The organism is Streptomyces sp. NPDC033136, assembly GCF_055578235.1.
Genome location: NZ_JBVIPD010000004.1, coordinates 357,189 through 369,355, shown reverse-complemented (window position 1 = coordinate 369,355; position 12,167 = coordinate 357,189). Strand labels below are relative to the sequence as shown.

13 protein-coding genes and 1 pseudogene are annotated in these 12,167 nt (G+C 68.4%); 10 read left to right on the top strand and 4 right to left on the bottom strand.

Annotated elements, in window-relative coordinates; translation table 11 throughout:
- Positions 1 to 667 precede the first annotated feature (667 nt).
- A complete protein-coding gene (locus ACZ5TL_RS09960; RefSeq protein WP_468588884.1) occupies positions 668 to 1,552 on the bottom strand; it encodes a winged helix-turn-helix transcriptional regulator in 885 nt (294 codons plus the stop codon).
- A 131-nt stretch (positions 1,553 to 1,683) separates the two neighbouring features.
- On the opposite strand from ACZ5TL_RS09960, the gene ACZ5TL_RS09955 reads away from it, so the two are divergent.
- The 9 genes and pseudogenes from ACZ5TL_RS09955 (at position 1,684) to ACZ5TL_RS09915 (ending at position 8,403) form a co-directional block, all read left to right on the top strand.
- Entirely contained in the window at positions 1,684 to 2,940 is a 1,257-nt protein-coding gene (locus tag ACZ5TL_RS09955) for an MFS transporter (RefSeq protein ID WP_468588883.1), read from the top strand.
- Between the two features lie 292 nt (positions 2,941 to 3,232).
- Positions 3,233 to 3,655: an Hsp20/alpha crystallin family protein gene (locus ACZ5TL_RS09950; RefSeq protein ID WP_468588882.1), complete on the top strand. Its 423-nt coding sequence runs from the start codon at positions 3,233 to 3,235 to the stop codon at positions 3,653 to 3,655.
- 191 nt (positions 3,656 to 3,846) lie between these two features.
- Positions 3,847 to 4,296, top strand: coding sequence for a DUF2267 domain-containing protein (locus tag ACZ5TL_RS09945; RefSeq protein WP_468588881.1), 450 nt, complete (start codon positions 3,847 to 3,849; stop codon positions 4,294 to 4,296).
- Between the two features lie 89 nt (positions 4,297 to 4,385).
- On the top strand, positions 4,386 to 5,198 hold the full coding sequence (locus ACZ5TL_RS09940; RefSeq protein WP_468588880.1) for an alpha/beta fold hydrolase: 813 nt from the start codon (positions 4,386 to 4,388) through the stop codon (positions 5,196 to 5,198).
- Positions 5,199 to 5,369: 171 nt separating this feature from the next.
- The gene (locus ACZ5TL_RS09935; protein WP_468588879.1) at positions 5,370 to 5,738 is read left to right on the top strand and encodes a MarR family transcriptional regulator; all 369 of its coding nucleotides are present in this window, start codon (positions 5,370 to 5,372) and stop codon (positions 5,736 to 5,738) included.
- 56 nt (positions 5,739 to 5,794) lie between these two features.
- Positions 5,795 to 6,199: a VOC family protein gene (locus ACZ5TL_RS09930; protein ID WP_468588878.1), complete on the top strand. Its 405-nt coding sequence runs from the start codon at positions 5,795 to 5,797 to the stop codon at positions 6,197 to 6,199.
- A gap of 195 nt (positions 6,200 to 6,394) precedes the next feature.
- Positions 6,395 to 6,605: pseudogene (locus ACZ5TL_RS09925) on the top strand (DUF6624 domain-containing protein); the annotation flags it as partial.
- A 111-nt stretch (positions 6,606 to 6,716) separates the two neighbouring features.
- Positions 6,717 to 7,943, top strand: coding sequence for an amidase domain-containing protein (locus ACZ5TL_RS09920; RefSeq protein ID WP_468588877.1), 1,227 nt, complete (start codon positions 6,717 to 6,719; stop codon positions 7,941 to 7,943).
- Positions 7,944 to 7,989: 46 nt separating this feature from the next.
- Positions 7,990 to 8,403: a hypothetical protein gene (locus ACZ5TL_RS09915; RefSeq protein ID WP_468588876.1), complete on the top strand. Its 414-nt coding sequence runs from the start codon at positions 7,990 to 7,992 to the stop codon at positions 8,401 to 8,403.
- A gap of 442 nt (positions 8,404 to 8,845) precedes the next feature.
- Here the strand turns inward: ACZ5TL_RS09915 and ACZ5TL_RS09910 are convergent, their stop codons facing one another.
- Together ACZ5TL_RS09910 and ACZ5TL_RS09905 are read right to left on the bottom strand one after the other, a co-directional pair.
- Positions 8,846 to 9,025 carry a DUF397 domain-containing protein gene (locus ACZ5TL_RS09910; protein ID WP_468589006.1) on the bottom strand — a complete coding sequence of 60 codons (180 nt, stop codon included), beginning with the start codon at positions 9,023 to 9,025 and terminating at the stop codon, positions 8,846 to 8,848.
- 32 nt (positions 9,026 to 9,057) lie between these two features.
- A complete protein-coding gene (locus tag ACZ5TL_RS09905; RefSeq protein ID WP_468588875.1) occupies positions 9,058 to 9,906 on the bottom strand; it encodes a helix-turn-helix domain-containing protein in 849 nt (282 codons plus the stop codon).
- Between the two features lie 217 nt (positions 9,907 to 10,123).
- Here ACZ5TL_RS09905 and ACZ5TL_RS09900 point away from each other — a divergent pair, with 217 nt between their 5' ends.
- Complete coding sequence (locus ACZ5TL_RS09900; protein ID WP_468588874.1) at positions 10,124 to 10,768, top strand: ATP-binding protein; 645 nt, start codon at positions 10,124 to 10,126, stop codon at positions 10,766 to 10,768.
- Positions 10,769 to 10,772: 4 nt separating this feature from the next.
- Here ACZ5TL_RS09900 and ACZ5TL_RS09895 read toward each other — a convergent pair.
- Positions 10,773 to 12,167, bottom strand: a 1,395-nt coding sequence (locus ACZ5TL_RS09895; protein ID WP_468588873.1) for a DUF3427 domain-containing protein, incomplete at its 5' end; no start/stop codon positions are given.

The following is a 12,167-nucleotide window of genomic DNA, read 5'->3' as shown; positions in this document are numbered from 1 at the left end:
TTTGGTTGTTGACTCGCAGCTCTCCCCCCTCCCCCCCCCCCCCCCCCCCCCCCCCCCCCCCCCCCCCCCCCCCCCCACCTGCCGTGACGGGGAGAGGCACCCCGCCGCTGCCGGTGAGCGACCCGACCCCGCACCGCCCGCACCCCACAGGGCCCCGCACCGCCCGCGGATGCGGTGGGCGAATGCCGCGCGGCGGTAGCCAAGTGTCCGCACAGTCTCAGCGACACGCCGCGTGCACGGCGTGTCGCTGAGACTTCTCGCACCACTCATCGACAGCCCGCCGAACGCGCCAGCAGCGTTCCGCGCCCCGCAGGGCCCCGCACCCCTGCGGCTCCGCCGGGCAGCGTCGCAAGGCGTCGCACAAAAACTGCGCTATAGTTGATCTGCGTCCGGTCGCCGGAACTCCGGCTGGCGGACAGTGCGTTGGTGGTCCAAGGAAAGACGCCCCACTTCCTGTGGGGAGATGCAGGTGCAAGGCCTGCCCGGCGCTCCACCGAGAACCCGGCCCTGGGATTCAGGGCCGGGTTCTTTGCTGTGCGCTCGTCATCGCGCCGGGGTGCTGTTTCCGGTGGCCTGGGGAAAGAGATCAGGTCGATGCTGGGGCTCGGTGGAACGCGGCGGAACGCGGTGGAACGCGGTGGACACGGCGGGGCCGTCGTCGCGCCCTTCAGTTCCCCGCCGCCACCCGCCGTGCCACCGCCAGTGCCTCGCGCACCGCCCCCGGGATGTCCGTCACCGGGAAGCGCGCCTGGCGCACCACGCGTTCGCGGTCCACCACCAGTACCGCCCGCTTCAGCCGCAGTGTCTGCCCGGCGCGGAACACCGGTAGCCGCAGAGCGGCGGCGAGGCGCAGGTCGACGTCGGAGAGCAGGGTGAAGGGGATGCCCTCCTCGACCGCGAACACCCGCTGTTCGTCCGGGCGTTGCGTACTCACACCGCGCACCTCGGCGCCCGCCGCGCGGAAGTCGTCGTACGCGTCCCTGAACAGCCGGTTCTCCAGCGTGCAGCCGATGGCGCCCGGGATGTCGGCCCAGCCGTCCGGCAACGGGCCCGGGCGACCGGTCGCCGGGTAGCAGAACAGGACGGTGGCCGCAGTCCCGGCCACCGGGTCCAGCGGCTCACCGTCCCGGTGCCCCGGCAGTTCGAGGCGCGGCAGCCACTCGCCCGCCAGACCCGCAACACGCCGCGCCTCGGCACTCTCCTCGTCGGCCGTGCCGCTCAGTGACCCGTCGCCGAGCAGCCAGCGGTCCGCCCAGTCCTGCATCGAGAGCAGCACGGGCAGCAGCCCCCGCCCGCTCTCCGTCAGCCGGTACTCGTACCGCACCGGGCCGCTCTGATACGGAACCTTCTCCAGGACCTCCGCCTCCACCAGGTGCGCGAGGCGCTCGGTCAGCACCTTGCGGGAGATCCCCAGCTCCTCCTGGAGCGCGTCGAACCGGTGGTGCCCGCGTGCGGTCTCCCGCACCAGGAGCAGGCTCCACCAGTCGCCGACCACCGCCGCCGCCTGCGCGATCGCACAGGCGGCGTCCCGCTCGGGCACCGACCTGATCATGGGGCTCCTGTCTCTTCCGGATGCAGGGTCCAGGTTCAAAACCATCTTGCGCCATGCGGTCAGTTCCCGATAGGAACTAACTCGCGAACCGAGTAAGTTCCCATAAGAGACTCACTGAAGGGTGGGGTCGCATGAGCGAGACACCGACGGTCCGGGAGCGCGATCGCCGCAGTACCCATCACGCGATCTCGCCTCCGGCCGTCTTCTGGCGCTACTGGGCCGCTGCCACCGTCAGCAGCGCGGGCACCGCCGTCACCGCCCTCGCCTTACCTCTGGTCGCCCTCACGGTCCTCGACGCCACCGCGCTCCAGGCCGCTCTGCTCGCCGCCGCCGGACAGGTCTCCTGGCTGCTGCTCAGCCTCCCCGCCGGAGTGATCGCCCAGCGCGTCCCGCTCCGCCGCCTCCAGGTCACCCTCGACCTCGTACGGTTCGCCGCCGTCGGATCCCTCCCGCTCGCCTGGTGGCTCGACCGGCTCAGCTACCCGCACCTGCTGCTCGCCGCTCTGGTCACCGGCGCCGCGACCGTACTGTTCGACATCGGCAACTCGACGTTTCTGCCCGCCATCGTCCCGGACCGGCAACTCGCCGCCCGCAACAGCCTCATGTCCGGCACGCACGCCGTCACCGAGACCGGAGGGCCCTCCGGGGGCGGCCTCCTCGTACACGCCGCGGGCCCGGTCGGCGCGCTCCTCGTGGACGCGGCCAGCTACCTGCTCTCCGCCGTGCTGCTGCGTACCCTCCCCGAGCGCCGTCCCGTCGCCCGCACCGGCGACGGCGCCCTCCGGCTGATCCGCGAGGGCTGGACGTACGTGACGCGGCACCCCGTGATGCTGCCCTGCATGCTCTGGGCCACCGCCACCAACTTCGTCTGCGCCGCCCTGGTCGCCCTCACGCCCCTCTACCTGGTCCGTGAGGCCGGACTGACGCCCGTACAACTCGGCCTGGTACTCGCCATGGACGGAGTCGGCGCGCTCGCCGGATCCGCCGTGGCGGTCCGAGTGACCCGGCGGTTCGGTACCGCCCGGGGGCTCGTCGGGGCCGCGCTGGCCGGCGGCGCCGCCGCCCTGCTGGCCCCGCTGACCACGTCAGCGGCCGACGCGTACTGGTTCGCCCTGGGCAACGCCGGCTTCGCCTTCGGTGTCGTCATCGGGTCGATCACCACCCGCACCCACCGCCAGACCGAGTCCCCGCCCGAGCTCCTCTCCCGCGTCATGGCCACCGTCCGCTTCGTCTCCTGGGGCGCCCAGCCGCTCGGCGCCCTCACCGCCGGTCTGCTCGCCACGTACGCGGGGACGCACGCGGCCCTGTGGACGGTGTGCACGGCCGCACTCCTGCCGCCGCTGTACCTGCTCGCGGTCCCGGTGGGCCGCCGCCGGGACTTCGTCTGACACGCCGTACCCGCCCACGGCCCCGCTTGAGGCGGCCACCGCGCTGGAGACCCTCGCCGCCTACCGGGTCCTGCGTGCCGAGTGCCGCGTTCCGCGTCGCGCCCGGCCTTCGGGCCCCGCTCGCGATCTTGAAGCCGACTCCTGCGCCGTGAGGCACGCGCGCCAGGGGGCAGCATCCCCGCCTCGCCGAACCTGAGCCCGGGCTTGTCAAGTTTCCTCCTCCGAGCTATATAAGAAGACGCAGTACGTAGGGCATCGCACCGACTGCGCCTGATGAGAGGAGTGACCAGTGATGCTCATGCGCACGGACCCCTTCCGTGACCTCGACCGACTCACCCAGCAGGTCTTCGGCCCCGCCGGCCGCCCGTCCGCCATGGCGATGGACGCCTACCGCTCCGGGGACGACTTCTTCGTCCACTTCGACCTCCCCGGCATCGACCCGGAGACGATCGAGCTGGACGTCGAGCGCAACGTCCTCAACGTACGAGCCGAGCGCAGGTCCCCCGCCCCCGAGGGCGCGGAACCGCTGGTCGCCGAGCGTCCCACCGGCACCTTCACGCGCCAGCTGTTCCTCGGCGACACGCTCGACACGGAGCGCATCGACGCCTCGTACGAGGCCGGCGTCCTGACCCTGCGCATCCCGGTGGCCGAGCAGGCCAAGCCCCGCCGCATCCACATCACGGGCGGCGACACGCGCAAGCAGCTCAGCGGCTGACCTCACCGCATCAGCGGCTGACCTCACCGCATCAGCGGCTGAGTCAACGGATCAGCCGCTGAGTCCACGCGTCAGCGGCTGACGCATCGCACCGCGACGACCGCCCGTACACGTCGCGCCGCCGGTACGGAACTCCCCGGCGGCGCGACGACGCAGGACCGCACCCACGCACCCGGAGGAAAACCCCGCACATGAGCACGGCGACAGTGCCCAGTGTGACCACGCGGCACCACGGTGACGACCACGACTGGCCCCGACTGGTCGAGGCCGTCCGCGAGTCGGGCCAGTACGACACCTGGCCGAAGGCCGAACAGGTCACCCGTACCGTCCTGTCCGCCCTCGGCGCCCACGTCATCGGCGACGAACGTGTCGACCTCGCCCGCGCCCTGCCCGAAGAGGCCGCCCGGCTGATCGCCTCGGAGATACCGGCCACGCACCGGCTGACGGCCGCGCGGTTCGTCGACTCGGTCGCGGCCCGCACCCCGGGGGCCACCCCCGCCACGGCCCGCTGGGACGTCAGCTCCGTCCTCGGCGTCCTGCCGCCCCTGATCGGCGACGACCTGGTGACCCGCATCCTGGCCCAACTCCCGCCCGGATACGCCCTCCTGTTCGGCCGAGCGGACCTGAGCCCGGCATCGTAGGCTCGTGAAGCGCGTACGACGGCCACCACGGTGACGGGCCGGTGGTGGCCGTCGCGCAGGTGGACAAGCCGCCGATGCCAGGAGCCCACGTGACCCGCCCGACGACCGCGACTTTCACCACCCCCGACGGCACGCGCATCGCCCTCACAGACCACCGCCCGACCACCGGGTCCCGGGCCACGTTCCTCCTCCTGCACGGCCTGGCGGGCCACCAGGGCGAGTGGGACACCCTCGCCGCACAGCTGTCGGCCGACGGTCACCGCGTGGTGACGTACGACGCCCGAGGCCACGGCGCCAGCACCCGCACCCCGCCCACCACGACCCGCGAGGCCCACGTCCAGGACGCCGTCACCTTGATCGAGGAACTGGGCCTGGCCCCAGTGACCCTGCTCGGCCAGTCCCTCGGCGGTCACACGGCCATGCTGCTGGCCGCGTCCCACCCCCACCTGGTGAGGTCCCTGATCCTGGTCGAAGCGGGCCCGGCAGGCCCGGCTCCCGGCCTCCCCGCACAGATCGCCACCTGGCTGGACAGTTGGCCGGCCCCCTTCACGTCCCTCGACGAGGCCGAGGCCTTCCTGGGTCACGAAGCCTGGACGAGGACCCTGGAGAAGCGCGAAGACGGCTGGTATCCGGCATGGGACCGCACCACGATCATCGACACGATCGCCGAACTGGCGACCACGGCCTACTGGTCCGAGTGGTCCCGCATCACCTGCCCCACCCTTCTCGTCCAGGGCGAACACGGCACGATGCGCCCCGGCGAACCGGCGGAGATGCTCACCCACCGCCCGCACACCCGGCTGGCCCGCATCCCCGACGCGGCCCACGACGTCCACCTGGACCAGCCGGACCGCCTTCACGAGGCCGTCAGCGCCTTCCTCCTTGACCTCACGCTTGATTGAGGTCCTACGTTGATCGCGTCCGGCCGACCACGGCACAGACGGGAGTACGAGGACCCATGACCACACGCGCTGAGGACCTGAAGGACTACCCCGAGGAAGAACTCGCCGCCCAGCCGATCGGCGCATGGACGGGCCAGGCCTACCGCAGGGCCGTAGGAGCCCTGCGCCCAATTGGCGGTGGAGAACCTCACCCAGCCCCACTGGTGGACCCTGAACCACGCCTCCGACGCCCCCGGCAGGTGGACCCGCGCCCCCCTCACCGACCGCCTGACCCCCTACGACGACCAGAACACCGACTTCGACGCGGTCTACGACAACCTCTTCAACCGAGGCTGGCTCACGGAGGACACGTCGGGTGCCATGTCCCTCACGGAGGAGGGAGAGGCCGGCCGTCTCCGTGCCCGGGAACGCAACCTCCGCGTCCACCACCAGACCCACGAGGGCATCACCCAGGCCGACTTCATCACCACGATCAACGTCCTGCGCAGAGTCGTCGCCAACCTGGGCGGCGACGGAAACCTGCCCGGGAAAATCAAATAGTTCGACAGCACCCCGTCTCCCCGCGCATCCTGCGGTGCGCACCGACGTACCGACACATGTCAGGGAGACGACCGTTGAACCCCACCATCCGCCACATCACCTTCGACTGCACGGGGGAGCCCTACGAACTGGCCCGCTTCTGGGCCGAGTTCCTGGGCCACCCGATCTCCGACGAGGACAAGCCCGGCGACCCCGAGGTACTGATCGAGTTCCCGAACGGCGCCCCTGGCCTGCTCTTCGTCAGCGTCGAGGAAGACAAGGCGACCAAGAACCGCATCCACTTCGACCTCCAGCCCACAGGCCGCACCCGCTCCGAGGAGGTCGAACGCGCCGTGGCCCTCGGCGCCCGCATCCTGACGGACCGCACCCTCCCGAACGGCAGAGGATGGGTCGTCATGGCCGATCCCGAGGGCAACGAGTTCTGCGTCGAACGGGGAGAACTCGATCCGGTGGAGGACTGACGCCAGGATGCTCTTGCTCTGGGGTAGATCCGTGATCGCGGCCCGCGGGGATGCCTGTCACCGTTCTCCAGAATGATCTTTACGCCCGGTACGCATCAATAGGGTTTCGGGCCGGGGAGCTGCCAACCCACCTGAGTGACTCGGGAGTTGAGAGTGACGCACGGCATTGCCGCACTGGCGGAGGAACTCACGGCAATGGCCGCGGCCGATCACCGGTCCTCGGCCCACGCGAACAGCGATGACCCCGCCGAACGGCCGGCGTGGCGTCGGCCGACCGCACGGCACGGTGACCCGGCTCGGCGAGATCATGGACGAGTACGGCTGGCCGACGGCGGAACTGGTCGGCGAGGAGGCCGCCCGCGCGGCCTGGCTGATTGCCCAGCACGCCGACCGGCAGCTCGACGTCACGGAACCCGGACATCCAGGAACGTGTGTGCGAAAAGGTCTCGCCGTGCGTGGTCGGAGGTGACAGCATCCTCTCAACCGGCCTGTTAAAGGCCTGAGTTGGGGGATGTTTATGAGAAACGGGAGCTACAGACGTGTCACGGTGCTGGCCCTGGGGGTGACGTTGCTGGCCGCACTGCAACCCGCGGCGACCGCTCATGCCGCGGACAGCGCAGCCGCCCAGACCACGGCCGAGGCGGACCGCACCGTGGATGCCGAGACCACCGATGACTTCGCCACCCTCGCGGACGCCGTTCTGACCAGACGGACCGCCGCGCTCCTGGACGGATCCCAGGCGACCCGCCGTGCCGGCGCGGCCCTGCCGCTGAAGGGCGACGTACACGTCACCAGCAGGCTCGCCCGCGCGGAGGACACCGCGACGCATGTCCTGCGCGACCGCAGGGCGCGACTGGCCGCACTGGACGAGGCCTACACGGCGGCTGAGACCGAGGTCGACGTGGATGAGGTGCGGGTGACCGGCGACCGGGCCACTGCCCAGGTCACCGAGACGACGATGCTCACCTACAAGAAGATCGAGGGCGACGAGCCACCGACCACCGGCTTCCAGGCGAGGCACGAGCTGACCTTCGTAGCAGCGCCGGACGGTACGTGGGAGCTGACCGGATTCACGCCACTCGACGAGGAAGGGCCGGCCGCGGTCAACTCGGTGGTGGACACCGCCGAGGACAGCGGCCCCACGTCCGCCGGCGCGGCGGAGGAACCGATCGACGAGGGCGGCGAGCCCGAAACCGACGGACCCGCACCCCAGGAGACCCAGGCGGGTGCCATGCAGCCCACCGTCCAGGCCCAGGCCAAGGTCAGTGCCACCGCCGGCTACAACTACTCCGCCATGGCCAAGTACGCGGAGAAGCACTGGAAGAACTACAACCCCAACTACCGCAAGTTCAACGACGTCGGGGGCGACTGCACCAACTTCATCAGCCAGGCGCTGCGCGCGGGCGGCTGGAAGAACAACACCGGCTGGTACAAGAGTTACAAGAACTGGTGGTACAACTCCTCGAACCAGACGACATCCTGGATCAACGTCAACTCCTGGGCGTCCTTCGCGCTGCACAGCGACCGGGCCCACAACCTGGACAACGTGTACAAGCTGGGGATCGGGGACATCCTCCAGATGGACTTCAGCGGCAACCGGTCGAAGGACCACTCCATGATCACCACGTACAAGAGCAATGGAGTGCCCTACCTCACCTACCATTCGACCAACACTTACCGGAAGTCGGTGAAAAGCCTTGTGGCGCAGTACCCGCGCGCGACGTATTACGCCTTCCGCACCTGACGGGCGGAGCGGACACCGCTCATGGCGGCGTCGCGTCGGACTGCTCATGGCCGTGCTCTGCGCGGTGCTTCTCACCGCGTGTGGCGGCGGGGACGGCTCCGCATCCGCGAAACCAGACCTGGCGAACCAGGACCGTTTCCTGCGCGACTACGTACGGTTCCTCAACGCATCGGACGAGGAGGGGCTGTCCGGGCTGCTCGACGCCCATCCTCAGGGCTCCAAGGACGCCCGCGCCCGGATCGAGGAGTACGGCGGACAGGACTGGGACGTTCGATGGATGCGGGCATCTGACTTCGCGAACGTATGGAGAGTGAACATAACCGGCACCGCAGGTGCCAAGAATCGACCTGTCCACGTCACCGAGACCATCACCTGGGAGAAGGCCCAGTGGGTGATGACACCACTCCCGGGTGTCGTGCCGACCCCACCGGACGCGGCGGGGACCGAACCGCCCGGGTAAGCGCATCCGAGCCCGAGCCGTTTCACCCAAGAGCCGTCGGGGGCTTGAGCAGGACAACCAAAGTGCCTTCTGATCTGGGACGACAGGGCGTGTCGAAGGTCCCTGTCGTCCCAGCAGGAAGGCACCTTCTGTGCCCCGATCCCGACCACGCGCCCCCGTGCGACGTCCCCTGGAGTTTCAGTCTCGTCGGCGAGGGCGTCGACGACGACTCCACCGTCCTGGTTCTGGGTGTGTATACGTCCAGAGGGGAGGCCAGACAGGTGGCAGACCGGGTGCGCAGCCTTGTGGGAGAGACGCAGCTCGTCACCGTGAGCGAGGGCGATGCGGAAGAGTGGGAGGAACTGGTCGAGCAGTACCGGTTCGAGAGCGGACTGCGCTAAGCCTCATCGGCTGTTCCATGAGTCCCTGAGCGTCGGAGACCGAGGCGCGTCACCACGAGCGGTCAGGGCCTCGTGCTGGCGTGCTTCACGGTCTGGACGAAGGCGCGCCAGGTATCGCCGCTCACCGCGATAGTCAGCGGCTCTGTCATCTTCGAGTCACGTACAAGAGCACCGTCGCCGGTGAGCGCACATTCGACGCACTCGCCTCCGGCACCGTTGCTGTAGGAGGATGCGAACCACACCGGACGGCCGCTGCCGTCAGACTCGGGCAATATCACTGTGCGCAATCCTTCAAGATCGACTCGATCAACTGGACCGAGCGTTGCGGACTCAAGGCTGCGGCCCGCAGACCGTCGAACGCCCTGGTGTACTCCCGTACATGATGCTCGCCTTCCAGGTACACGGCATCCGTAATGCCGTCCCGGTACACGACGTCCGGATCCTCCGGGGCCGGGAATCCAAGCATGGTGAACGAACCGGTGGTCGGGTAGGTCCCTGAGTCGAAGGGAAGGACCTGCAGGGTCACAGTCGGCAGACCGGCCGTCTCCAGGACCCGTTCCAACTGCTCCCGCATCAAGGCGCGGTCACCGATCACGTGACGGAGCGCCCCCTCGTTCACGATGAACCAGGCGTCCGGGGCGTCCGGCTGGCGCAGCATGGCTTGGCGCTCCATGCGCACCCGCACCGCCTTCGCGATGTCCTCGGTGGACATGTGTGCGCCGGTCTTGTGGAGCTCGGACGCGTACACCTCTGTCTGCATGAGACCGGGAACGACCTCGCACTGGTACTGGCGGAAGGTGGAAGCGTCCTGTTCGAGGCCGATGTAGATGTTGAACCACTCGGGAACACCGGCACCGTGGACCTGCCACCAACCCCGCACCTTCGCCTGCCTGGCCAGCGACTTGAGGAACTCGCGCAGTTCGTCGCCGGTGCCGTAGAAGCGACACAGGGCATCGATGTCCGAGGGCTGGACGCGTCCGCTGCCCGTCTCCATCCGGCTGACCTTCGAGCCGCTCCAGTCCAGGGCCTCGCCGACCTGGGCGCAGGTGAGGGCGCTCTTCTCGCGGAGCTTCTTCAGCTCGATCGAGAGACGCCGACGGCGTGCCGTGGGTGATCCGGCCATCACAACCCTCTTTCGAATAGCGGGGGTTCAGTCTTGCGCCAAGGGGTGTGCCTGCCAATCACTCAGAAGTGGGAATCCCTTCCTGCACATTGCACGACGGGACGTGTGACCCTCACTCTGGTCACCGTACGCAACTCACCGTGAGCATGCGTGACGTTGCGCAGCCGGTGCGGAGTCGACCGCGACGAGAGGGGTCCACGTGAGTCAAGAAGCCTGCATGCCGCGCAAACCATGGGACATCGCCTTCACAGCCGAACCCGCGGAAGTGGCCTCACTGCGCCGGACCATGCGGCTGCACCTGGGACTCTGGGGACTGCAGGACCTCGCCGACGCTGCCCAACTGTGCGTCAGCGAGCTGGTGGCCAACGTCATCACGCACGTCGGACCCGGCACCCCCGCGACGCTGGCTGTCTCCATGAAGGGCACGCACCTGCGCATCGAGGTGCATGACCCCGACACGCGTGCGTTGCCCATCCTTCGCGACGCGTGCGCGGACTCCGAGGGGGGCAGAGGGATGGCGTTGGTGGATGCCGTCACCGATCGCTGGGGTGTGCTGCTGCACCCGGATCACAAGGTCACGTGGTGCGAGCTGGCCACAGGGATCACCGGGCCCCACGGTCACGCGAAGGCGCCCGGCGTGATGCGGGCCGAAGCGCTGCTCAGCCTCTACGCTGCTGCCGCGCAGCCTCCGCCGAGGGAGGCGGGCAGGCTGACCTCGACCGTGGCGGAGGAGACGTTGATCGCGGCGATCAGTGACTTCCTTCATTGGTTCCGAGCCTATGGCCGAGACGCGGACGACATGCTCGACCGGGCGCAGATGCGATTCGAGGCCGAGTATGCCGCCCTGCGTCAAGGGACGTGACAAGTCACCCGGCTGCGATCGCTGAGTACGTCCAGACGTCGGCAGGCAGCGGGTGCTTCAACTGCCATGTGATCGCCATCGGCTTGCTCCCCGTGTGCTCCACATAATCGGCAGGGCCGAGCAACATCCATGGCTGGGCGCCACCGATGTCCGTGTTCTTGTAGCGACGCACGAAGAGCAGTACGTGGCTGCCGTCAGCGGCGTGGCGCTGGTACCGCAAGCCCGTGGGAGAAGTCTCCGAGGTCTGGTTCTGGGACTCCCAGTGAAAGCGGGTCTCACTGAGGGCGTAGTCGTGGTAGCGGGTCTGCGGGGAGAAGTCCTTCTCGTCCTTTTCCAAGGTGATGAGAAGGGCGTCAGTCTTGATGGACTCGCACCACTTCACGCCTTCGCGAAAATCCCCAGGCATGAAGCCGCCGATGGCGGACTGGCCCAGCGCAGGCAGGATCTCCTCGCGGCTGTATGAGGCGTGGACCGTCAGTGGAATCCCCGTTTCGCCGGCGAACCCGAGCAGCGGGATGGGGACGTGCTCTGTGTGAGCGAGGTTGTACGCCAACACTTGGCGGAGCTCACTCCGAACGGCCCGCTGCTTGCGAAGTGCCGCGAAGCCAGCGTCGTAGCTGGCGAAGCCTTTACGGGTCACGCCGCCGAGTGGCCAAAGTTGGAAGAAGAGCATGCGGGCGTAGGCCTGTCCCTGCTCATCGAGCTTGCTGTAGGGAGGGGCGTCGTCCTCCAACATCCGCGTATAGGAGGCTACGCGGAGTGGATCGTCCACATGGAGAAATGCAGGGATGCGTTTGAGGAGTGCTGCCTCACCTTCAGGCGCCTCACCGTTCAGAAGCCCGGCTCGGCGAAGCAAGCCGGTCCAGGAGTTGCCGTTCCCTCGATAGATTTCCTTCAGCTCACGGTCGCTCTCTTCCAAATAGCGGCTGAGCGTTGGTTCGGCGTAGTCCGCGACTTCGCGTGACAGCGCCGTGACATTGACGCCAATTTGATCCTTGATGTTGGCGATGATTGCTCTTTTCGCCTTCTCCTCTAGAATGATCTGGCAGCCGGATGGTAGTTGCGGGAAATCGTGCTCGATGTGGTTCAGCAGTCGCTTACGGGTCAGGTTAGTGAGCGCCCGGAACTGGTTCTCGAAACGGAACTCCTTGCGATGTTGCCCGATGAAGTCCAGCACGGTAAGCACCGCCTTGCCTTCAGACCGGCGGAGTCCGCGGCCCAACTGCTGCAAGAACACTGTGGCGCTGGACGTCGGGCGCAGGAGGAGGAGCGTGTCCACGTCTGGGATGTCGAGACCTTCGTTGAAGAGGTCAACCGAGAAGATGACCTGGAGCGCGCCCGATGCCAGATCACCGAGTGCCTGCCTGCGCTGCTCAGCCGGTGTCTCCCCGGATAGGGC